The sequence below is a fragment of the Streptomyces sp. BoleA5 genome, assembly GCF_000373665.1.
GTDB lineage: Bacteria > Actinomycetota > Actinomycetes > Streptomycetales > Streptomycetaceae > Actinacidiphila.
Map to the genome: position 1 here is coordinate 244,778 of NZ_KB892124.1, position 22,052 is coordinate 266,829.

Consider the following 22,052-nt stretch of genomic DNA (forward strand, 5'->3'; position numbering starts at 1 on the left):
CGCTCTCCTGCCGCCCCTTCCCCCACCGTCTGCCCCCGGACCGCCACCCCAGTCGGCCGGGACCGGTCAGGAACCCCCGGGCCGTGTCCGTGGGGGCGCTCGCGGCCTAGGATTCCGCGGTGACCGGACGATGAGCCAATGCCGTCTCATCACCCCGCGCCCTCGTGCACCCGGAGTTCCCGCATGGCGTCGCCGCACGGCCCGCTCGACCACCGCTACCGCGGTGAGCACCCGATCCGCACCCTCGCCTACCTCTTCCGCCACGACCGCGGCCGACTGGCCCTGGCCGTGCTGGCTTTCATGGTCAAGCACACTCCGATCTGGCTGACCCCGCTGGTCACCGCACAGGTCATCGACGTCATCGTGCAGCACCGACCGCTCTCGGGCATGCTGCTCGGCACCGGTGTGCTGCTGCTGATGCTGGTCCTCAACTACCCCTTCCACCTGCTGTACGTGCGCTGCTGGTACGGCAGCGCACGCCGTACCGGCACCCGGTTGCGCTCCGCGCTCTGCCAGCGCATGCAGCAGCTCTCCATCGGCTACCACACGAAGGTCAATTCCGCCGTCCTGCAGACCAAGGTCATCCGTGACGTCGAGGCCATCGAGCAGGCGGTCCAGCAGACCGGCGACATGGGGCTGTCGGCCCTCGCCACGCTGCTGGGCGCGCTGGTGGTGATCGCCGTGCAGGCGCCGTCCTTCCTGCCGGTCTTCCTGGTCGTCGTGCCCGCGACGTCGGCGCTGGTGATGTGGCTGCGGGGGCGGCTGCGCGAGTCCAACGAATCGTTCCGCCAGGAGGTGGAACAACTCTCCTCCCGCGTCACCGAGATGACCACCCTCATCCCCATCACCCGCGCCCACGGCCTGGAGTCCACCGCGCTGCGCCGTGTCGACGGCACGCTCAGCCAGGTCCTCACCGCGGGGCTGCGCCTGGACCGGCTCAACGGGCGCTTCGGCTCACTGGCCTGGATCGTCCTCAACGTCCTCGGCGTCTGCTGCCTGCTCGGGTCCGCGCTCGCCGCGTACCACGGCTGGCTGGGCGTGACCCCCGGCGACGTCGTCATGCTGACCACCTACTTCTCCGCCCTCACCGCCGCCGTGACGACCCTGCTCAGCCTCACCCCCGTGGTCAGCAAGGGACTGGAGTCGGTGCGCTCGGTCGGCGAGGTGCTGCAGGCGCCCGACCTCGAGCAGAACGCGGGGAAGACCGAGATGGCCGCCGTCCGGGGACGGGTGGACTTCGAGGGTGTCGGCTTCGCCTACGACGACGCCGCCGACCACTCGGTGCGCGACTTCTCCCTCTCCGTCCGCCCGGGCGAGACCATCGCGCTGGTGGGCACCTCGGGGGCCGGCAAATCCACCCTCCTCAACCTCGTCATCGGCTTCCTGCGCCCCACCGAGGGCCGGATCCTGCTGGACGGTGCGGACATGGAGACCCTGGACCTGCGCAGCTACCGCCGCTTCGTGTCCGTCGTGCCCCAGGAGTCCATCCTCTTCGAGGGCACCATCCGGGAGAACGTCGGCTACGGCATGCCGGGCGTTCCCGAGGAGGCGGTACGGGAGGCGCTGCGGGCCGCCAACGCCCTGGAGTTCGTGGAACGCCTCCCCGCCGGCCTCGCCACGGTCGTCGGCGAGCGGGGCGCGCGGCTGTCGGGTGGGCAGAAGCAGCGGCTGGCCATCGCCCGGGCGCTGATCCGCGACCCGCGTGTGCTGGTGCTGGACGAGGCCACCTCCGCCCTCGACTCCCGCTCCGAGGCCCTCGTCCAGCAGGCGCTGGAACGCCTGGTGCGCAACCGCACCGTCTTCGTGGTGGCCCACCGGCTGTCCACCATCCGCAACGCCGACCGCATCGTCGTCATGGAGGGCGGGAGGATCACCGAGGTCGGCTCGCACGAGCAACTGCTGCGCGCCGGCGGCCCGTACACCGCCCTTCGCAGCGCGCAGACCGCCTGAGCCCCCCGCCCGCACGCGCCCGGGGGCGCCCGCCGCGTCGGCGGAGCGGCGCCCCCGGGGACCGCGCGGATCGGGCCGCGAGTCAGCGGCGGTGGTGGTTGACGACGTGGTGGTGGTGACGGTGGTGGCGGTGACCGTGCCAGCGGTTGTGGTGACGCTTGCCGTGGTGACTGTGGTGGCCGCGGCCGTGGTCGCCGTGCGTGGCGTGCGTGCCGGGGGTGCGGACGGACTCCGGTGTGACGGCACCGGCACCCGCCGCACCGCCCAGGACGACGGCGACGGCCACACCGACCGCGGCCACGAAACGGGAAACGCGCATGGATCGACTCCTGTCTCCGCGGGTGCCGCCGGCACCCGCTCGGGTGGAACACGAGAAGCGTCCTGCCCCGGCATGTCCGTCGAGGTGTGCCACGCCCGTATTGGCACACGATTTGCTGGAATATGACGTTCTGAGGAACCGGCGGCTGTGGGCGATCCGGGGAGGTCCGCGCCGCCGTCGCGGCGCAGACGAGGCCGGGGGTGGTGCGATGTTTCGGCCTCGGTGTCCGGGGCAGGCGCCGGTTGTCCCGGCCCCGCGCCGGGGTCGGCGCACCGACAGGTGATGGTGACGGTGGACGACACCGGCTTTGGCGCCCTGCTGAGCGGCCTCCTGCAGCGCTCGCACGAGGTCGCCCCGAAGGACTGGGGCGCGGCCCTCGAGCGTGCCGCGCACGAGGTGGGCCTGGACGACGTGACGGTCCTGCTCGCCGACGTCCGGCAGGTCAGGCTCGTCCCGCTGCCGGGCGATCCGGCCTCCCGCGCCCGCGGGGCCGTGGCCGTCGACGGCACGCCGGCGGGCGCCGCCTACCGGACGGCGTCCCTGCGCCTGAGCGAGCGCGACGACCGGATCACGATGTGGCTGCCGCTCGTCGACGGCGTGGAGCGGGTCGGCGTCATGGAGGTCACCGCCCACCGGATCGACCCCGAACTCCTCTCCCGCTGCCGCGCGCTCGCCGACGTCACGACCTTGACGATCGTCTCCGGGGCGGGGTCCAGTGACGATCTGCTGCGGCTCGTCCGCAGCCGCCCCATGACCACCGCGGCGGAACTCGTGTGGGCCTTCCTGCCCCGGCGGACCATCGGTACGACCGAGGTGACCTCCAGCGCCGTGCTGGAACCCGCCTACGAGATCGGCGGTGACGCCTTCGACCACAGCCTCCAGGACGACCACCTGCACCTGGCGGTGGTCGACGCGATGGGCCACGACCTCGCCTCGGGGCTCACGGCGGCCGTGGCGCTGGCCGGCTGCCGGGGCGCCCGGCGAGCCGGCGCCGACCTGGGCGAGATCGTCAAGACCGTGGACGAGACCCTCGCCGAATGGATCCCGGACCGGTTCGCCACCGCGGTCTTCGCCGACCTCGACGTCAGCAGCGGGCAGTTCGCGTGGGCGAACTGCGGGCACCCCCCGCCCCGGCTGATCCGCGGCCGGCACGTCGTCCCCGGCGCCCTCGAGCGCGACGCGGACCTGCCCCTCGGCCTCGGTTCCGGCTACGGTGACCGGCCGCGCTCCGTCCACTCCACGCGTCTGGAGCCCGGTGACCGGATCCTCGTCCATACCGACGGTGTGACCGAGTCCCGCGCCGAGGGCGGCGACGAGTTCGGCGAGCGGCGCCTCACCGAGTACGTCGTGCACGCCGCCGCGTTCGGCGACCCCGCCGCGGAGGTCCTTCGGCGGCTGGTCCACACCATCCTGGCGCACCGGCACGGGCGCCTCGACGACGACGCCACCGTGCTCCTCGCGGAGTGGCACCCCACGCGCTGAGCCCGGCCGGCCGAGGTGGTTTCCACCGCGCGGCCCAGGGCAGCCGAAGCCTGGGGTCTGCGACCTGCCCGCGCGGCGCGAACACGGCCGGTGCCGGGCCCGGCGCGCAGCGCGACACCCGTCGGGTGCCGGGCGGATGCCTGCGGTAAATCTGTCCTGATCAGGAATGTCTTGTTGTGTAAATCACGTTCGAATGGGTATGCGGTGTCGAGAAGACATGAGGAGGCGCCCAGCCGTGGACACACGCAACGGCCACCCGACCAGCACCCGCATCCCCCGAGATCAGCAGATACGCACATGCAGGCCTGCTGTCGTGAAGGAGGGCCGGGGCAATCCGCCGCAGCGGGAGCCCGACAGCGGCAAGGAATGGAACATCGTCAGGGGAGAGGACTGAGGGACCCGTACCCCTGCGTGACCGAGCGGGACCACTGCCCGGCGCCGGTGGGAAGGCGTAAGCGGTCGTGCGGACCGTGGGCGCGCCCACCGGCGGGGTGGTGGTCCCGTTCACGTTCCGTCGTCAGCCCCTGGCGTCCGGTGTCCCCGCCGACCACGTGACGAGCGGCGGCCGCACGGCGGCGCAGAGCGGGCCGCCCCTGACGTCGGTGAGGCCCAGCCGTCCGAGGAGCGTCCCGGAGCGGACGGCCGCGCGCAGCGTCCCGGGATCGACCCCGCCCCGCCGAGCAGCCCGGCGCGGAGGAGGCCGGAGAGCAGACCCGCCATGAAGGCGGCACCGGCGCCGATCGTGTCGACGACGCGCACCCGTTCGTCGCCGCGCATGGCCGCACCTCCCTCGTCCCGGTTCCGTCATGGCCGTTCGGGCATCGGCCGCCCGTTTCCGCCCGTCCGGGATTTATACCGCCGGGGACAGCGGGGCGGTCAGCCCGTACAAGGGCGGAGTCCGCCCGTTTCTGCCCGTTTCCGTGAGGGTGGTGGCGCAGGTCAGCGATGGTCCGGTGGGATCACGCCCGTGAGTTTGCGGGTTTTTCTGCGTTTGGGTGATCATCGGTGGCGTCCGGCCGGTGCGACGACGGGAGCGGTGCGGCGATGACCAGGTGGCGGAAGACCCTCGACCGAGCCGGCATCACCGACCCCGCGCTCCGCGAGGCGTACACCGCGCAACGCCGCCTGGTCGCGGGCTTCGACCGGGCCTCCTACGCCGCGGTGCGGCTGCTGCTGCCGGCGCCGGTCGTCCCCGACGCCCTCGCGGCCACCGCCTTCATGCACCACGGCGACAACCTCCTGGACCGGGGCCCGGACGGCCGCCGTGCCTTCGCCGAATGGGAGGGCCGGGTCCGGGCGGCCCTCGCCGGCGCCCCGGCGGACCCCCTGACGCGTGCCCTCGCCCACACCGTCACCCGGCGGCCGGTGCTGCGCGCCATCGTCGCGGACTACCTGGTCGCCGCCCCCGCCGACGCGCAGTGGCGCGGCTTCGCCACCGAGGCCGACTTCCAGGCCTACGTCGACGCGTACTCGCTGCCCGCCTTCCTCCTCGTCGCGGGACTGCTCGCGCCGCCGGCCGGCTTCGACGCCTACCGCGCCGCCTGCCGCACCTTCATCGAGGCCGCCCAGCGCCTGGACTTCCTGGAGGACATGGCGGAGGACCTCGCGGACGGGCGGCTGGGCGTCACCGAGGACGCCCTCGCCCGCCACGGCCTGAGCCGGACGGCCATGGAGAAGGACCCCGATCCGAGGTCGGTGGCCGCCCTCGTCGGGGACCAGGCCGGGCTGGTCCGGGCGGGCCTCGCCGGAGCGCGGCAACTGGTGGACCTCGTACCGGAGCCCAACCGGCCCATGGTCCGGGCCCTCGTCACGCTCCAGGGGCACCGGTTGCGCAGCGCGGAGCGCGCCGGCGCGACGCTGGCCCGGCGGCACGCCCCGCGTCCGCTCGGTCCCGCTCTGCTCACCCTGCTCCGCGCGTACGCGGGCACCTTCCGCCACCGCGCGCGGCCCTGAAGGTCCGCTCCCCGTGAAGCGGACCAATGTCCTTATTCCAGCGGGGAGTTCGCCGCATTCCTGGTCGGCGGGAATTCTCCGCGGGGGAACGTGACGTTTCCGCTTTCGTGGTTGTGCGGCCTCGTGAAATCCTTAGTATAAGGTTCAAGCATCGGTCGCGGGGTCCGACAGGCGATACCTGCGGGATCGTCCGGTGCCGCATTCGTCACGGCGCGCCGGCGAGGACAGCAGGCAAAGGTGCCGGCCCGATCCGCGTCCATCGTGCTCGCCGTCTGTGCCAGGTGGGGAGTTCATTCGTGGGGCACCAGCAGCATCTGTATTCGCATGCCTTCTATCCCCTGCTCGCCTACGTGATGGCAGCGGTGGGCTCGGGGCTCGGGCTCGCCTGCGCCGCCCGATTCCACGCGCGGGGCCTCGCCAAGGGGTGGCCGTGGCTGGCCGCCGGGGCGCTGACCCTCGGGTCGGGCATCTGGGGCATGCACTTCATCGCCATGCTCGGCTTCTCGGTCGACCGTGTGCAGCTCCGCTACGACGTGCCGCTGACCGTGCTCAGCCTGCTCGTGGCGGTCGTCATCGCGGGCTCCGGCATGCTGGTGGCGGGCCTGAGGCGCACTTGGGCGGGGCTGCTCGTCGGCGGCGTCGGCGCGGGGATCGGCGTCGCCGCCATGCACTACCTCGGCATGGCCGCCCTGCGTTTCCCGGGCACCTTCGACTACACGACCTCGCTCGTGGTGCTCTCCCTGGTCATCGCGGTGGTGGCCGCCACCGCGGCGCTGTGGTTCACCCTGCGTGTGACGGGGGCGCGCGCGACGGTGGGCGCCTCGCTGGTGATGGCGATCGCCATCAGCGGAATGCACTACACGGGGATGTCGGCCGTCAGCGTGCGAAGCGTGTCGGGGCTCGCGAGCGAGGAGGGCGTCGCCGGACTCACCCTCGTCGCGCCGCTCATCATCGGCCTGGGCATCGAGGTGCTGCTCGTCCTCTTCGCCGTCCTGGTGAATCCCGTCGTCGTCGAGGGGAACGCGGCGGCACCGCGGGAGGAGACCACCTCCCTGCCGTACGTGAACCGCCCCGTCCCCGAGGCCGCGCCGCACACGACGTCGACGAGCTATCACGTGCCCGCCCCCGCCTCGCGCTTCGAGGCATTCGGAGGCGAGCAGGCCGACCCGTACCGCGATTCCCGCGAATACCGGAGCTGAAATCCCGGAAAACGAAGGCGAGGAGAGGGGGCGGGGCTGCCGGGACTCAATTCCCGTCAGTCCCGTCTCCTTCCGTTTCGCATTTCCCCTCTCCTTCCGCTTCCTCTTCCGGTTCCGCTTCCGGTTCCTCTTCCATCCGCGCCTTTGCCGATCGCCTCGGCCACTTCCGCGAGCGCGGCGAAGGTGTGGCCGCTCACGAACTCGTCGCAATGGGGGAGTGCCGCCGCCATGCCGCCCGCGAGCGGCAGGAAACCCGGCGCCGCCTTGCGCGGGTTGACCCACACCACACGGTGGGCCAGCCGCCGCAGCCGGGCCGCCTCGCGTCCCACGGCCCGCGGGTCCTCGCCCTCCCACCCGTCGGAGAAGATCACCACGACGGCGCCGCGCGCCATGCCCCGGCGCCCGAAGCGGTCGTTGAACTCCGCCAGCGCGTGGCCGATCCGGGTGCCGCCCGACCAGTCCGACGCGACGGCCCCCACCCGGCGCAGCGCCGCGTCCACCCCGTACCGCCCCGAGTGACGCAGCACCGGGGTGAGGCGGGTCAGGCGCGTGGCGAAGACGAAGACCTCGGCGGACAGACCCACCGCCGCCGCGCGGGGGAAGAGCCTGAGGTAGGCACGGGCGTACGGCTCCATCGAACCGGAGACGTCGCAGAGCAGCACCAGCGGGCGGCGCCGCAACCGGTGGCGCGACCGGGCCAGACGCACGGGCTCCAGACCCGTCCCGCGGATCGCGCGCAGCGTACGCCGCGGGTCCACGCGGGGGCCGTGCGGGTCGGCGTCGCGGCGCCGGGTCCTGCGCAGCGGGGTGCGCAACGCGATCAGCTCCATCAGCCGGTCCAGGTCGGCCAGTTCCGCGGCCTCCAGAGCGGCGAAGTCCCTGTGGGCGACGACCTCCGCGGTGCTGCCCGCCGTCGGCACCGTCCCCGCGGGGCCGTCCGCCTCCTCCCCGGAGCGGGGCGCGGCAGCCGCCCGTACCGGACCCGCACCGGCCGGGGCCCGGCCCGGTGCCGTGCGGGCGCCGGGGGCCGGGGCCCGTATCTGTTCCTCGTCGGCGCCCGGCGGTGCGGCGGTACGGTCGCCGCGCTCCGCGGGGACGCCCCCGGGACCGCCGAACACGGCCTCGAAGACCCGCTCGAAGGGCGAGATCAGTTCCCGGTCGGTGACGAAGGCCAGCCGCGCGGTCCAGTACAGGGCCTCGCGGTCCACCGGGGGCGCCAGCCGCAGGGACCGCAGGAAACACACCGTCCGCTCGGGGGTGACCGGCAGACCGGCGCGGCGCAGCGCCCCGCCGAGCCGGCCGCCGAACTCGGCCGTGTCGAACAGGGGCAGGGGCAGGGGCGGAGGCGGCGCGGGCGACCGCTCAGGCGTCACGGCCGCTGCCCACCAGCCACTCCAGGCCGCGTTCCCGCGCCAGTTCCTGGTCCTCCCGGTACTTGAGCAGTGTGCCCAGGGTCGCCCCGGCGGCCTCCGCGTCCAGCCGCCGTACGCCGAGCAGGGCGAGCGCCGCGAGCCAGTCGATGCTCTCGGCGATCCCCGGGGCTTTCTGGATCTCCAGGGTGCGCAGCCGCCGTACCGCCGCCGAGATCGCCTCCGCGAGTTCCGCCGACGTCCCAGGCACCCGGCGGCGGACGATCCGCACCAGGCGCTCGGGGTCCGGGTAGTCGATCCAGTGGTAGAGGCAACGCCGCTTCAGGGCGTCGTGGAGATCACGGGTCCGGTTCGAGGTGAGCACCACGACCGGTGGCACCACGGCACGGATCGTGCCGACCTCCGGGATCGTCACCGCCGCCTCGGCCAGCACCTCGAGCAGGAACGCCTCGAAGTCGTCGTCCGCCCGGTCGATCTCGTCGATCAGCAGCACCGCCGGCTCCGGTCCGGGGTGGGTGAGCGCGGTCAGCACGGGCCGCCGCAGCAGGTACTCCTCCGTGAACAGGTCCGCCTCGGCGAGACGTTCGCCGCGGGACTCGGCGAGCCGGATGCCCAGCAGCTGGCGGGCGTGGTTCCACTCGTACAGCGCCTCGGCCGCGTCGAGGCCGTCGTAGCACTGCAGGCGCACCAGAGGGCCGCCCAGCACGTCGGCCAGGGCCTTCGCGGCCTCCGTCTTGCCGACCCCGGCCTCGCCCTCCAGCAGCAGCGGCTGCGGCAGCCGCAGCGCCAGGAACAGCGCCGTGACCAGCCCGGGGTCGGCGAGGTAGCCGCGCTCGTCGAGCGCCCGGCGCAGACCGGCGGGGTCGGGGACGCGCTCCTGCGTGAACGTGCTCACCGCGCCTCCGCGTAACGGCCGGGCTCGGCCTCGAACGCCGTGCGGCAGCCCTCGCAGCAGAACCAGCGGCGCTCGCCCCCGGCGTCGGAGTACGGGGTGCCCGGTACGGCGGCCACCGTCATCCCGCACACCGGGTCCGGCGCGGTGCGCGGTTCGGGCCGACCCGTGGCGGCCGGCCCGCCCACCGGGGCCGCGCTCCGCGCCCCGTCCCGGCCCCGCACCGAGGCGACCACCTCGGCGAGGATGGACAGCGCGATCTCGCCCGGCGTGCGGGCGCCGATCCACAGGCCCGCCGGCGTGCGGACCGCGTCCCGCTGCTCCCGCGTCAGGTCCAGCCCGCCGACCACCGCCGCGCCGCGCCGCGGACTGGCCACCAGCCCGACGTACGGCACGCCCGCGCGCACCGCCGCCGTCAGCGCGGCCTCCTCGTCCCGGCCGTGCGAGGCCACGACGACCGCGTGCACCCCGGCCAGCGACTCGGCGGCGAACCCGCCGGCGGGCGGCCCGGCCACCTCGTAGCCGAGGCCGGGCCCCAAGCCCGTCAGCGCCCGGGCGATGGGCGTCTCGCCCAGCACCAGGACCCGCGGGACGGGGCGCCGGGGCTCGAGGAAGATCTCCAGCTCCCCGCCCGACAGGCACGGGTTGCGCAGGCTCAGCGCCCCCTCGACCGCCTCCGCCTCCCCGGCGGCGCCCCCCTCGGCCGCCTCCGGGGAGATCCGCAGCAGCACCGCCTCTCCGCTCGCCAGCGTCCGCAGCGCCTGCGCGCGGACCGTGGCCTGCGCGCAGACGCCGCCGACGAACCCCTCGATCCGGCCGTCCTCCAGCACCACGGCGGTGTCCCCGGGGCGCGCGATCGCCGGCCGGCGAGCGCGCACCACGGTCGCACGGACGAACGGGACGTGGCGCGCGGTGAGTTCGGCGATCCGCGCGTCCGGCACGGGGACCTGGCTCACTGCGGCGCCTCGACCTGGCCGTGCCGCATCGCCTGCCACACCCGGCCGGGTGTGAGCGGCATGTCGGCGTGGCGCACGCCGATCGCGTCCAGCACCGCGTTGACCACCGCCGGGGGCGAACCGACGGTCGCGGACTCGCCGATGCCCTTGGCGCCGATCGGGTGGTGCGGCGACGGGGTGACGGTGTGCCCCAGTTCCCAGGCGGGCACCTCCAGCGCGGTCGGCAGCAGGTAGTCCATGAAGGAGCCGGACAGGCAGTTGCCGTCCTCGTCGAAGCCGATGAACTCCATCAGTGCCATGCCGACCCCGTCCGCGAGGCCGCCGTGCACCTGCCCCTCGATGATCATGGGGTTGATGCGCGTCCCGCAGTCGTCCACCGCGATGAAGCGCCGCACCTCGACCGCGCCCGTGCCCGGGTCGACGTCGACCACGCAGACGTACGCCCCGAAGGGGTACGTGAGATTGGGCGGGTTGTAGACCGTGGTGGCCTCCAGATGGCCCTCCACGCCCTCCGGCAGCTCCAGCGCGCCGTGCGCGGCCAGGGCGATCTCCTGGATCGTCCGGGTCATCGCCGGGTCGCCCTTGACCGACCACCGGCCCTTGGTCCACTCCAGGTCCTCCGGGGACACCTCCAGCATCGCCCCCGCGATGATCCGCGCCTTGTCCCGCACTTTGCGGGCCACCAGCGCGGCGGCCGCCCCCGACACCGGCGTGGACCGGGAGCCGTAGGTGCCGAGCCCGAAGGGCGTCTGGTCGGTGTCGCCGTGCACGACGTCGATGTCCTCGGGCGGGATGCCCAGTTCCTCGGCGACGATCTGCGCGAACGTCGTCTCGTGGCCCTGCCCCTGCGTCTGCACGCTCAGCCGCACCACGGCCTTGCCGGTCGGATGGACGCGCAGCTCGCAGCCGTCGGCCATGCCCAGGCCCAGGATGTCCATGTGCTTGCGCGGACCCGCGCCGACCGTCTCGGTGAAGAACGACAGCCCGATGCCCATGAGTTCGCCGCGCTCGCGCTTCTCCGCCTGCTCGCGGCGCAGTTCCTCGTAGCCCGCGAGGTCCATGGCCTTGCGCAGACACGCCGGGTAGTCGCCGGAGTCGTACTCCCATCCCGTCTTGTTCTGGTACGGGAACTGCTCGGGCCGCAGCAGGTTGCGCATCCGCAGCTCCGCCGGGTCGGCGCCGAGTTCGGCCGCGAGGCAGTCCACCATGCGCTCGATCAGGTAGACGGCCTCGGTGACGCGGAAGGAGCAGGCGTAGGCGACGCCGCCTGGCGCCTTGTTGGTGTAGACGCCGGTGACCTCGCAGTGCGCGGCCTCGATGTCGTACGAGCCGGTGAAGATGTGGAAGAAGCCCGCCGGGTACTTCGTCGGCTGCGCCGTGGAGTTGAAGGCACCGTGGTCGGCGAGGACCTTGACGCGCACCCCGAGGATGCGGCCCTCCGCGGTCGCCGCGATCTGCCCGGTCATGTGGTAGTCGCGGGCGAAGGAGGTGCTCATGAGGTTCTCCGAGCGGTCCTCCACCCACTTGACCGGCTTCCCCGTGACGATCGAGCCGACGACCGCGCACACGTATCCGGGGTAGATGCCCACCTTGTTGCCGAAGCCGCCGCCGATGTCCGGGGCGATGACCCGGATCTTGTGCTCGGGCAGCCCCGCGACCATCGCGTAGAGCGTGCGGTGCGCGTGCGGCGCCTGGGTGGTCGTCCAGAGCGTCAGCTTGCCGTCGACGGGGTCCATGGAGGCCACCGCGCCGCACGTCTCCAGCGGCGCTGGGTGCACGCGCGGGTAGAGCATCGTCTGCTCGACGACGACGTCGGCGCGGGAGAAGACCTCGTCCGTGGCGGCCCGGTCGCCGGCCTCCCAGTCGAAGATGTGGTTGTCGGTACGCCCCTCCAGGTCGTCGCGGATGACCGGCGCGGCGGGGTCGAGGGCGCGGCGGGCGTCGACGACGGGGTCGAGCGGCTCGTAGTCCACGTCGATCAGCTCGATCGCGTCACGGGCCGCGTAGTGGTCCTCGGCGACGACGAAGGCCACCTCCTGGCCCTGGAAGCGCACCTTGTCGGTGGCGAGCACCGCCTGGGTGTCCATCGACAGCGTCGGCATCCACGCCAGGCCGAGCCCGGCCAGCGTCTCCCCGGTGATGACCGCCTTCACCTTGGGGTGCGCCTCGGCGGCGGAGGTGTCGATGGACACGATCCGGGCGTGCGCGAAGGGGCTGCGCAGCACCGCGCCGTGGAGCATGCCCGGCAGCTTGACGTCGTCCACGTAACGGCCCTTGCCGCGGACGAAGCGCGGGTCCTCCTTGCGCTTCATCCGGCCGAAGCCGATCGGCCGCTCCTCGGCGGCGGGGGCGGCGGGTTCCTCGACGGTGGTCATGCCTGGGTCCCCGCTTCCTCACGGCCCGCGGACTCGTGGGCGGCGGCCCACCGGATCGCCTTGACGATGTTGAGATAGCCCGTGCACCGGCACAGTTGCCCCGAGATGGCCTCGCGGACCTCGTCCTCGGACGGGTCGGGGTTGCGGTCCAGCAGCGCCCGGCCGCTGAGCATCATCCCCGGGGTGCAGAAGCCGCACTGCAGCCCGTGCTCCTCGATGAAGCCCTGCTGCACCGGGTCGAGCCGGTCGCCGTCGGCCATCCCCTCGACGGTGCGGATCTCGTGGCCCTCGGCCATGGCGGCCAGGACCGTGCAGCTCTTGACCGGCTCGCCGTCCATCAGCACCACGCAGGTGCCGCAGTTGCTCGTGTCGCAGCCCCAGTGCGTCCCGGTCAGCTCCAGGTCGTCGCGGAGGAACCGGACCAGCAGGTGGCGGGCCTCCACCTCGCGGGTGTGGTCCTCGCCGTTGACGTTCACCGTGATCCGCACGTCCGTCAACCCTCCTTCACGGCCGCGGCCGGGGCGGCGGCCCGGGCGACAGCGCGCCGCAGGGCCCGCTTGGTCAGTTCTCCGGCCAGATGCCGCTTGTAGTCGGCCGGCCCGCGGCTGTCGGTGACGGGCGAGCAGCTCGCCGACGCCACCCGCCCGGCCTCCTCGAAGAGTTCCGGCGACGGCTCACCGCCCTCGAGCAGTTCCTGCACCGCCTCCGCGTGCAGCCCGCCGGCGCCGACCGCCGCCAGACCCACGCCCACGTGCGTCATGCGCCCGTCCTCCAGGCAGAGCGCCACCCCGGCCGCCGCCACCGCCCAGTCGCCGGCCTTGCGCTCCAGCTTCTCGTAGGCGCTGCCGGAGCCCGGCCGGACCGGGAAGCGCACCTCGGTGAGCATCTCGCCGGCGCCGACCGCCGTCTCGTACGGGCCGCGGTGGAAGTCGGTCATGGCGACGCTGCGTTCGCCGTCCGCGCCGCGGATCACGGCCACCGCGTGCAGCGCCGCGCACACCGCCGACAGGTCCTCGGACGGATCGGCCTGGCACAGCGAGCCGCCGATGGTGCCCCGGTTGCGGACTGGGGGATCGGCGATCACCCGCTCGGCGTCGTGGATGATCGGGAAGTGCCGTCCGACCAGCGGCGACTCCAGCAGGGTGCGGTGCCGGGTGAGGGCCCCCACCCGCAGCTCGCCGCCGGTCTCTTCGATGTGGTCGAGTTCGGTGAGGTCGTTGATGTCGACGAGCACCTCCGGCCCGGCCAGACGCAGCTTCATCATGGGGAGCAGGCTGTGCCCTCCCGCGAGGACCCTGGCCTCCTCGCCGAAGCGCCCCAGCAGTTCCAGGGCCTCCTCCACGCTCTGCGCCCGCTGGTACTCGAACGAAGCGGGTACCTGCACGGCACCCTCCTTCCCTGCCCGGACGGTGGACGATATGGGTCGTTGCGGGGTGCATGTGGGGGGAACACTCGCGCCGTGGAGGGGACCGGTCAACGGCAACTGAAGAGAATGGTTAATACGGACTGCGACAGTTGACGCTCGAACAGATGTAATGTCCTCATGACGCTCACGCAGTTGAGGGCCTTCGTCGCCGTGGCCCGACTGGGATCGGTGAAGGCCGCCGCCGAGTCGCTGGGCGTCACCGAGCCCGCGGTGTCCGGGGCCGTCGCGGCGCTCCGCCGCGAACTGGGCGACGTCCTCTTCATCCGCGCGGGCGGCGGCATCAGCCTCACCCCGGGCGGACAGCGCCTCGCCGCGGGGGCAGCCGAGATCGTCGGCCTCGCGGAGGAGACCCGCCACCGGGTGCGGCAGGCCAGCGCCGGCACCGCCCAGCTGCGGGTGGCGTCCACCGAGACCGGCGCCGAGCAGGTGCTCCCCGCCCTGCTCGCGGCCTTCGGGCGGCGCCAGCCCGAACTGGACGCGGACACCCTGGCGGTACCCGTCGGCGTGTTCGGAGAACTTCTGCGGGACCGCAGGGCCGACGTGACGATCGGGCCCGCGCCCGCCCCGCACCCGGCGATCGAGTCCGTGCCCTTCCTCCGCTTCCAACTGGTCGTCGTCGCCGCGCCCGGTCACCCCCTGCGGCAGCAGTCACGCATCGTCCCCGCCCTGCTCAGCCGCGAACCGTGGCTCTTCGGCCCCGCCGGGATGGATCCCGACACACTCGCCGGCGCCTTCCTCGCCCGCATCGGCGTCGACCCCGCCAAGGCCACCGCCTTCCCCAGCGTCACCGCCGCGCTCAACGCCGTCGCGGCGGGCGACGGGGTGACGCTGGCCCTGCTGCACGTCGTACGCGAGGAACTGCGGCGCTCCCACCTCGTCGTCCTCGACGTCCTCGGCATGCCGGTCAACGGCATGCTCTACGCGAGTACGCTCGCCCCCGACCGCCGCTCCTCGGTCGCGGCCGCGCTCTGCCGGTTCGTCACCACCCCCGCCGCCACCCAGGCCCTGCTGGCCCGCTCCAACGGCGTGCCGCTGACGGAGTTCCGGCCGCCCGTGCACGTCACGCTCTGGAGCTGACCCGCCGGACGCGGTCGCGATGCCGGCGGTATTAAGCGAACGCTGAACTGTGCGTTGACGGGGCGCGACGGCAGGCCCAAGGTGTGGGCACCCGTCCGGGACCGCCGATGACGTCACGACCGGAAGAGAGGTCAGCTCCCGATGGACTTCACCAACGAGTTCCGAGTGAGCCTGCCGCCGGACCAGGCGTGGGCACTGCTCACGGACGTCGAGCGGATCGCGCCGTGCATGCCGGGCGCGCAGCTGACCGGGCGGGACGGCGACACCTACAACGGCCTCGTGAAGGTGAAGGTCGGCCCCGTGACCGTCCAGTACAAGGGCACCGCCGCCTTCGAGGAGCAGGACGCCGGGAGCCGCACCGCGGTGCTGCGGGCGCGCGGCCGCGACGCCCGGGGCCAGGGCAACGCCGACGCGCGGATCACCGCGCGGCTGGTCCCCGAGGGCGACGCGACGATGGTGACGGTCGAGACCCGCCTGACGATCACCGGCAAGATCGCGCAGTTCGGCAAGGGCATGATCGAGGAGGTCAGCAGGAAGCTGCTGGGCCGGTTCGTGGAGGCCCTGGAGCGGCAACTGGCCGAGGAGCGGGCGCCCGAGCCCGCCGCGGTCGGCGGGGGCGGCGTGGACACCAGGGCCGGCGAGGGCGGCAGCGAGCTCTCGGCCGCGGCAGCGGTACAGGCCCCGGCGGCGGCGCCGTCCGAGGCCCCGGCAGCGGAGAACGCCGGAGCCGGAGCCGGAGCCGGAGCCGCGGAGGCTGTCGCGGAGGAGACGTCGCAGGGCGGGACGGAAGCAGACGTGTCAGACCCGGCGGCTGGTGTCGAACCGGCGCCCGCCGTCGAGCGGGCGCCCGCCCCGGTGCGGCCCACGCCCGAGCCCGAGCCGATCGACCTCATGGGCGTCGCCAGGGGCGCCGTGCTCAAGCGGGCGATCCCGGCAGCCGTCGCGGTCGTCGTGGTCGTCCTGCTCGTCGTCTGGCTCGTCTGAGGCCTCGCGATGCGTGACATCGAGGTCCCGATCCGCGCCTGGTACGCGGCGGGACGCACCTTCGGACTCGCCACCGTCGTCGGCGCCTACCGCAGCGCGCCCCGGCCCCCGGGCGCGGTGATGGCCGTGTCCGCCGAGGGCGAGGTCGCCGGGAGCGTGTCCGGCGGGTGCGTCGAAGCCGCCGTGTACGAGGTGGCGCGCGAGGTCGTCCGTACCATGACGCCGCAGCTGCACCAGTACGGGATCAGCGACGACGACGCCTTCGCCGTCGGCCTCACCTGCGGCGGCACCATCGACGTACACGTCGAGCCGGTCTCCCCGGCCGGCTTCCCCGAACTGCCGGGCGTCCTCGACGACCTGGCGGCGGGCCGAGCCGTCGCCGTGGCCACCGTGGTCGCCGGGCCCGGCGCCGGAACCCGCATGGTGGTGCGCCCCGGGGAACGCTCGGGCCGCCTCGGCTCCGCCGAACTGGACGACGCCGTGACCGAGGACGCCCGCGCGATGCTGGCCCGCGGCACGAGCGCGCAGCGCCGCTACGGCGACCTGCGGGTCTTCGTCCGCTCCTACGCCCCGCCGCCCCGCCTGCTGGTCTTCGGCGCCACCGACTTCGCCTCCGCCCTCGCCCGCCAGGGCGCGCTCCTCGGCCACCGGGTCACGGTCTGCGACGCGCGCCCCGTGTTCACCACCGCGGCCCGCTTCCCCGACGCCCACGAGGTCGTCGTCGAATGGCCGCACCGCTACCTCGCCGCGGAGTCCGCGGCGGGCCGTGTCGACGCCCGCACGATGGTGGCCGTCCTCACCCACGACCCGAAGTTCGACGTGCCGCTGCTGGCGGTGGCCCTGCGGCTCCCGTTCCTGGGGTTCGTCGGGGCGATGGGCTCCCGGCGCACCCACGAGGACCGCCTCGATCGGCTCCGGCGCGCGGGCCTGACCGAGTCCGAACTCGCCCGTCTCAGCTCGCCGATCGGCCTCGACATCGGCGCCCTGACCCCGCAGGAGACGGCCGTCTCGATCGCCGCCGAGATCATCGCCGGTCGGCGCGGCGGCTCCGGATCCCCGCTCCGCGGCACGGCGGGGCCGATCCACGCCGCCAGCGCCACGCCCGCGCTCACGGGAGTTTCCGGACCGACCTTCGACGGGCCGTGATCTGCCGGATGGCGAAGCCCGCGGGATCCGCGGCCCCACCACTCGCGGAGCGCGGTGTGACCCCGGTCATCCGGCGGCTCCCGGGGGTCGCTTCAGCCCCCTGGGGTCAGCGCGGTCAGCGCGGAGACCAGCAGGGCGAACGCCCCGAAGCCCGTGCAGAGCCGGCCGGAGACCAGATAGGCGAGGCGCAGCCGCGCGACGGCGCCCGCGGGGCGTCCGATCACGGGCGGTTCCTGGGCGAGTTGCCGACGTCGGTGGAGTAGGAAGAGCCCCGGTGGCAGGAAGCCGACCGCGATACCGAGGAGATGAGCCGGCGAAGGATTGCCGCTCTGTTGCGCGGCGCTGTACATGCCGATGATTCCGGCCACCCGACCCGATACACCCACCTGATGATGATCACCCTATCGAAGCGCAGACGGGCCGGCCGCCGTCCCGCCCGGCCGAGGCCGTCACAGCCGGGCGGACCGGTCGCCGACTCCGGACGGCTCAGTTCTCCTCGGCAGCCGCGAAGGAGACCTCGGCCGTGTCGACGGTGCCACCGCGGCGCCCGGGAGCGCTCTGGAACTTCCAGTACAGGTTGGTGTGCGCGATCACCAGCTCCGGGCTTGGCGCCCCGTACGGGCTGAGGTCCTCCGTGGTGTGCGCGTCACCGACGAGCGTGACGTCGTAGCCGCGGACGAGCCCCCCGTGCAGCGTCGAGCGGATGCAGGCGTCCGTCTGGGCGCCCGTGACGACGAGGCGGCCCACGCCGCGGTCGGAGAGCACTGCCTCCAGCTCGGTGTCCTCGAAGGAGTCGCCGTAGAGCTTGTGGATCAGCGGCTCCGCCTCCTCGCGCACCAGCTCCGGCACGTACTGCCAGCTCTCGCTGCCCTTCGGGAGGTCCTCGTCCGAGTGCTGCACCCAGATCACCGGCACGTCCTCGGCCCGTGCCTTGCCGATCAGGGTGTTGATGTTCGCGATGACGTCGTCCCGGTTGTGGGAGCCGGTCACCACCCCGTTCTGGACGTCGATGACGAGCAGCGCGGTGTTCGGACGGTCGGAAAGGGTCGTCATGGGACTTCCAGTCTCTCGTCGCGGTTCCAGTGTCGCCCTCACCCTAGGCCGGGCCACTGACAATCGGTCCTGAGCGGGACGTGCACCTGTGGTGGCCTCGCGGAACGCCGGCCTGCTCGACGGCCGTCCCAGGACGGTCCGGGACGGCACGCCCGCACACGTCTTCCCGATACCGATGGCGATGGCGATACCGGGCCCCGGGCATCGCTCTGTCATGCGCCGAAGCAGGCGAAGGAGGCCCAGGCCGAGGGGGGGACCCCCTGAGCGTGCGCTTCGCCGATCGCCCGGCCCAGGGCTCTCGTGGCGGACGATGCGGCCAGGGCTCGATGCGTCTTCGTCATCAGGGTCACGGTCGCCTCGGTGTCGGGAACGGGCCACAACGCGCCGATGACGGAACGCGCGCCCACGGCGAGCAGTGCGGCCGGAAAGCCCAACTGCTCGTCCGGGAGGTCACCGGTGATGCTCCCCAATTCGCATGCGGACAGTACGACGGTGGCCCCTGGGCGCAGATTGGTCCGCAACACGCTCGCAAGAGGCAGCTTTCCGCCCAGGAGCAGCGAGGAAGCCAGTGGGTCGTCGGAGCGCAGTTCGCCGTGGCAGGCGAGATGCACCACCGACGCCTCGGCTATGCGGTCCGCGATGTCGGGCGGTGCCGGGCCTGTTTCGCTCGTCGCGGGTATCTCCTGGGCCGTGCCGCGGGTCGTACGCAGCAGGTCGGGGCCGTCGGCCGGTCCCTCACGCGGTGGAGGCTCCGGCGCGTGGAGCACCTGCTCCCGGAGGATCCTCGGCTCCACGCCGTGCACTGCCGCGACCGCCCGCGCCTCGGGAACGGTCCGGGGGATCGACCGAAGGCCGCCTCCGTCCACCCACGGATCGGCGGCGACAAGGACTCTTCCGGCCTGCGGCTGCCAACCCGCGGCCAGGAAGAGGGCGCGCCCGGAAGGCACCATGGTCACGTCCAGCACCGAGCAGGCCGGTGCCCCGCCCACAAGGGCCGTGTAGAAGGGGAGCAGGGCGGACTCCGCCAGGGGGGCCAAGGCAAGGGGAACGTCCCGCAGTTCGGGCCATTCGGTCAGCAGGGGGTCCCAGAATGCCGAGGTCACCGTGTCGAGGGCGGTGCGTATGAGCCTGGCCAGACCCTTCTTGCCGAGTTCACCGCGTTGGGCGGCCCCGTAGCCGTCCCGGACCTGCTCGACCAACGTGCGCACGGAGCCGAAATCAAGTGCGGGAAGTTCGATGCTCTCGCACATCTCGCGTTCGGACTCGGGGGAGTTGATCCGAAGTGCTGCCGCGCTGCGCGGCGCGGGGGCGATGTAGACGAGGGTCCGCCCGCTGGAGAGGGCTGCTCGCGCGGATGCGAGGGCGTTGGGCGACATGGCCAGTCTGTGGGCGCCCTCGGCCGTGGTCAGCGTCGCGAGGTCCGTCAGGAACTGCTGATTCACGGCTTCCTGGAGACTGAGGCCGACATGCGGGGAGCGCTTCGCCATGGAGCGTGTCGCCCGCATCTCCCGGGCGGCCGTCCTCTGCATGCCGGTCAGTTGCCGTTGGAGTGCGGCCAGGCCGTTGTCGGTGACGGTGGCCGTACTCTCGCGGGCCACCATCCGGTCGCCCAGTGACAGGGAGGTGATCGCCTCCGCGGCCATGACGCCGGCGAGGGGCACCCCGCATCGGTGCGCCGCGTAAGCCGACGTCGGCGCCATGCGCTGCATTTCGCGCAGGAGGCCCTCGGGCATGGGCTCGTCGTCCTGGCTTCGCGACACGTCGATGACGCAGCACGCGGTCGAGAACGCGAGTCCGGACGTGGTCGCGCGGCTCCAGTCCGCGCCTGTACTGAACTCGATCAGGAATGACAGGCGGGCGGCGGAGAAGAGCGGGCCCGCCACCGAGGTACGACCCTGGGCAAGGTCCTGGGACAGCTTCCGCTGCAGGTCCCAGACGTCGTCGCGGACGCTTTCCAGGCGCCCGCTGTCCTGTCCGACAGCATTGAAGCGGTCCTGAATACTCTTGTAGGCCTCAGCCGCGCCCCGGTAGCGCGAGGCCTCGGACCGGCCGAAGAGCTTCATCCAGCCTGCCCCCGACCCCGGTCTCCGTTCATCGCCGAGTTCAGCAGCCGGGCCAGCATCTCGGCGTCGACCTCGGCCGTCCCCGTGCGAGTGATGGCCACGGTGGTCTCTCCGTCGCCGGTGCGCAGGGTCAGGCTCACCGCGGCGGCGCCGGCGGCTCCTTCCGCCCCGCGCCGGCGGCCGACCCATCGCTGTACCTGCTCGAGAAACGAGGCGATGGCATCCCGCCCCAGGATCACGGTGACGAGATTCGCCCCCATGCCGAGCCCTCCGTCGGCCACGGCGACAACGGCGTGAGCGGCGTCGGCCCACTGATCGGCCCCTCGGAACGAATCGACCGAGTCGAAGTCGGCCTCATCGAGGTACTGCCAGAGGTCGTCAGGAACCATCACGTGCAGTTGAGCACCCATGAGCAGACCGTAACAGGACGGATCGCCCGAGCAGGGAAGTTCCGGCAACCCGCGTCATCGCCCCGGTCAATGCCGGTGCGCGGAGCCACTCTTGATCCGGCGAGGATGACGCAGGCGCCGGAGGATCTGCATTCTCGACGCTAGTCGAGCGGATCCAGCGTGATGTACGCCTGTTGCGGGTCGGCGTCGTTGACCAGGGACTCGTGGTGGCCGACGTCGTCGAAGGCGAACGCGTACCCCTTCCCGTCGGCCGTCCGCGCGTGGATCTCGCGGGCGTAGTGGTTCGTCACGGGGTCCTGGTAGAAGCCGGCCGCGCCGGTGTCCGGCTGCGCCGGGTTGGTGAGCAGGGTCGAGCGGTTGAAGCCGGCGCACAGGGTGCGCGAAATCGGCCCGCGCACCAGGTCGTTGGGCGCGTCCAGCAACTTGTGGCAGCCGAAGACGCTGTCGGCGTCCGGCTTCTGGAACGAGGTGACGACGGACCCCGAGGCGTCGGTGAAGCGCATGACGCCGTCGGCGACCCGCCCGTAGTACTTCGTGCCGGGCCGGTCGCCGAAGGGCGTCACCGTCAGCGTCGCCGCGGAGTACTTCTGCCAGACGCGGTTGACGTAGTCGTCCATGACGGTGCGCGGGAGCGCGCCCGTCTCGGTCCCGTGGCCGGGGGAGAGCGCGCGGAGCACCGTCCCGTCGGAGCGGGTCTGTACGAGGTCCGCCCAGCCGCCCGTCCGGCCGCGCAGGGCGGCGAAGAAGCCGTTCCAGCCGCCCGGCACGAGGTGCCCGGTGGTAGTGGTGCTGCCGTCGGCGCGCTTGAGGCCGACGGCGTACGGGGCGGAGAACATGTCCACCTGGGTGCTGTTGATCCACAGTCCGGCTTCGTTCAGCGTGTACTCGGACCAGTTGAAGAGGATGTCCCGGTTGGGGTCGGAGGGGTTCTGCACCGCGGGCTGCACCAGGCCCCCCGTGGTCAGCCTGAAGTCCAGTTTCCGGCCGTAGGAGAAGTAGATGCGGCCGGAGAACCTGGGGATGCGGATGGTGACGGACCTCCCGTTGGCGGGGCCGGGGATCGAGGCGTCCGGCGCCGGTGTCGGCGGGTTGCCACCGGCCGGCCAGGGGTGGAAGGTGCCGCTCGCGTCGGCCCAGCCCTGGCGGCCCGTGGCGAGTTCGGTGCCCAGGTCGTAGAGGTAGACGGGTTCGTCGCGGCCGGAGTTGTTGGTGAGCGTCAGCGGGATGGTGGCGGGGACGGCGGCCTCGGCGCGGGGGGACCAGGTGCCGAGGACGGTGAGGCCGACCGTCATCAGCAGAGCGGTCAGCAGAGCGGTCAGCAGGGCGGCCGGCAGGGACGCGACGGGGATGCGTCGGATGTGCACGCGCTTCCTCCTCGTGTGGGGGGTGGAGGGACG

21 protein-coding genes are annotated in these 22,052 nt (G+C 73.0%); 8 read left to right on the forward strand and 13 right to left on the reverse strand.

The window, feature by feature from the left end; all coding sequences use genetic code 11:
- The first annotated feature begins 183 nt into the window (after positions 1-183).
- Entirely contained in the window at positions 184-1,950 is a 1,767-nt protein-coding gene (locus tag B085_RS0130975) for an ABC transporter ATP-binding protein (RefSeq protein WP_018562494.1), read from the forward strand.
- Positions 1,951-2,032: 82 nt separating this feature from the next.
- Here the strand turns inward: B085_RS0130975 and B085_RS0130980 are convergent, their stop codons facing one another.
- Positions 2,033-2,269, reverse strand: coding sequence for a hypothetical protein (locus B085_RS0130980; RefSeq protein WP_018562495.1), 237 nt, complete (start codon positions 2,267-2,269; stop codon positions 2,033-2,035).
- 282 nt (positions 2,270-2,551) lie between these two features.
- Here B085_RS0130980 and B085_RS0130985 point away from each other — a divergent pair, with 282 nt between their 5' ends.
- Both B085_RS0130985 and B085_RS50205 read left to right on the forward strand, forming a co-directional pair.
- Positions 2,552-3,751: a PP2C family protein-serine/threonine phosphatase gene (locus tag B085_RS0130985; RefSeq protein ID WP_018562496.1), complete on the forward strand. Its 1,200-nt coding sequence runs from the start codon at positions 2,552-2,554 to the stop codon at positions 3,749-3,751.
- Between the two features lie 235 nt (positions 3,752-3,986).
- Positions 3,987-4,145 (forward strand): hypothetical protein, encoded by a 159-nt coding sequence (locus B085_RS50205; RefSeq protein WP_179279708.1) that lies wholly within the window; start codon positions 3,987-3,989, stop codon positions 4,143-4,145.
- Between the two features lie 123 nt (positions 4,146-4,268).
- On the opposite strand, the gene B085_RS52025 is transcribed toward B085_RS50205, so the two are convergent.
- A complete protein-coding gene (locus B085_RS52025) occupies positions 4,269-4,559 on the reverse strand; it encodes a DUF5990 family protein (protein ID WP_420706631.1) in 291 nt (96 codons plus the stop codon).
- Between the two features lie 236 nt (positions 4,560-4,795).
- Between B085_RS52025 and B085_RS44330 the strand changes: the two genes are divergently transcribed.
- Both B085_RS44330 and B085_RS44335 read left to right on the forward strand, forming a co-directional pair.
- Positions 4,796-5,704, forward strand: coding sequence for a squalene/phytoene synthase family protein (locus tag B085_RS44330; protein ID WP_018562497.1), 909 nt, complete (start codon positions 4,796-4,798; stop codon positions 5,702-5,704).
- Positions 5,705-6,000: 296 nt separating this feature from the next.
- A complete protein-coding gene (locus B085_RS44335) occupies positions 6,001-6,903 on the forward strand; it encodes an MHYT domain-containing protein (protein WP_018562498.1) in 903 nt (300 codons plus the stop codon).
- Between the two features lie 56 nt (positions 6,904-6,959).
- On the opposite strand, the gene B085_RS44340 is transcribed toward B085_RS44335, so the two are convergent.
- From B085_RS44340 to B085_RS0131025, 6 genes are read right to left on the reverse strand one after another with little or no spacing between them, the layout of a single operon-like run.
- Positions 6,960-8,276, reverse strand: coding sequence for a vWA domain-containing protein (locus B085_RS44340; RefSeq protein WP_018562499.1), 1,317 nt, complete (start codon positions 8,274-8,276; stop codon positions 6,960-6,962).
- On the reverse strand, positions 8,266-9,168 hold the full coding sequence (locus B085_RS0131005) for an AAA family ATPase (protein ID WP_018562500.1): 903 nt from the start codon (positions 9,166-9,168) through the stop codon (positions 8,266-8,268). Before B085_RS0131005 ends, B085_RS44340 begins: the two co-directional genes overlap by 11 nt.
- Complete coding sequence (locus tag B085_RS0131010) at positions 9,165-10,121, reverse strand: XdhC family protein (protein ID WP_018562501.1); 957 nt, start codon at positions 10,119-10,121, stop codon at positions 9,165-9,167. The genes B085_RS0131005 and B085_RS0131010 overlap by 4 nt, the downstream gene beginning before the upstream one ends.
- Positions 10,118-12,496 carry an aerobic carbon-monoxide dehydrogenase large subunit gene (locus B085_RS0131015; protein WP_018562502.1) on the reverse strand — a complete coding sequence of 793 codons (2,379 nt, stop codon included), beginning with the start codon at positions 12,494-12,496 and terminating at the stop codon, positions 10,118-10,120. Before B085_RS0131015 ends, B085_RS0131010 begins: the two co-directional genes overlap by 4 nt.
- The gene (locus B085_RS0131020) at positions 12,493-12,984 is read right to left on the reverse strand and encodes a (2Fe-2S)-binding protein (RefSeq protein ID WP_018562503.1); all 492 of its coding nucleotides are present in this window, start codon (positions 12,982-12,984) and stop codon (positions 12,493-12,495) included. The genes B085_RS0131015 and B085_RS0131020 overlap by 4 nt, the downstream gene beginning before the upstream one ends.
- A gap of 5 nt (positions 12,985-12,989) precedes the next feature.
- Entirely contained in the window at positions 12,990-13,880 is an 891-nt protein-coding gene (locus B085_RS0131025; protein ID WP_018562504.1) for an FAD binding domain-containing protein, read from the reverse strand.
- A gap of 159 nt (positions 13,881-14,039) precedes the next feature.
- On the opposite strand from B085_RS0131025, the gene B085_RS0131030 reads away from it, so the two are divergent.
- The 3 genes from B085_RS0131030 to B085_RS0131040 all read left to right on the forward strand — a co-directional run bounded on the left by B085_RS0131030 (position 14,040) and on the right by B085_RS0131040 (position 17,129).
- Positions 14,040-14,999: a LysR family transcriptional regulator gene (locus B085_RS0131030; protein WP_018562505.1), complete on the forward strand. Its 960-nt coding sequence runs from the start codon at positions 14,040-14,042 to the stop codon at positions 14,997-14,999.
- Between the two features lie 141 nt (positions 15,000-15,140).
- On the forward strand, positions 15,141-15,983 hold the full coding sequence (locus B085_RS0131035; protein ID WP_018562506.1) for an SRPBCC family protein: 843 nt from the start codon (positions 15,141-15,143) through the stop codon (positions 15,981-15,983).
- Between the two features lie 9 nt (positions 15,984-15,992).
- A complete protein-coding gene (locus tag B085_RS0131040; RefSeq protein WP_018562507.1) occupies positions 15,993-17,129 on the forward strand; it encodes an XdhC family protein in 1,137 nt (378 codons plus the stop codon).
- A 92-nt stretch (positions 17,130-17,221) separates the two neighbouring features.
- Here B085_RS0131040 and B085_RS51530 read toward each other — a convergent pair whose 3' ends face one another.
- The 5 genes from B085_RS51530 to B085_RS0131065 form a co-directional block, all read right to left on the reverse strand.
- Positions 17,222-17,353 carry a hypothetical protein gene (locus tag B085_RS51530; protein ID WP_018562508.1) on the reverse strand — a complete coding sequence of 44 codons (132 nt, stop codon included), beginning with the start codon at positions 17,351-17,353 and terminating at the stop codon, positions 17,222-17,224.
- Between the two features lie 262 nt (positions 17,354-17,615).
- Positions 17,616-18,182, reverse strand: a complete 567-nt coding sequence (locus B085_RS0131050; RefSeq protein ID WP_018562509.1) for a cysteine hydrolase family protein — start codon at positions 18,180-18,182, stop codon at positions 17,616-17,618.
- Positions 18,183-18,394: 212 nt separating this feature from the next.
- A complete protein-coding gene (locus tag B085_RS0131055) occupies positions 18,395-20,245 on the reverse strand; it encodes a CHAT domain-containing protein (RefSeq protein ID WP_018562510.1) in 1,851 nt (616 codons plus the stop codon).
- Positions 20,242-20,655, reverse strand: a complete 414-nt coding sequence (locus B085_RS0131060) for a hypothetical protein (protein ID WP_018562511.1) — start codon at positions 20,653-20,655, stop codon at positions 20,242-20,244. Before B085_RS0131060 ends, B085_RS0131055 begins: the two co-directional genes overlap by 4 nt.
- Before the next feature lie 140 nt (positions 20,656-20,795).
- The gene (locus B085_RS0131065; RefSeq protein ID WP_086020757.1) at positions 20,796-21,947 is read right to left on the reverse strand and encodes a glycoside hydrolase family 64 protein; all 1,152 of its coding nucleotides are present in this window, start codon (positions 21,945-21,947) and stop codon (positions 20,796-20,798) included.
- Positions 21,948-22,052: the final 105 nt, after the last annotated feature.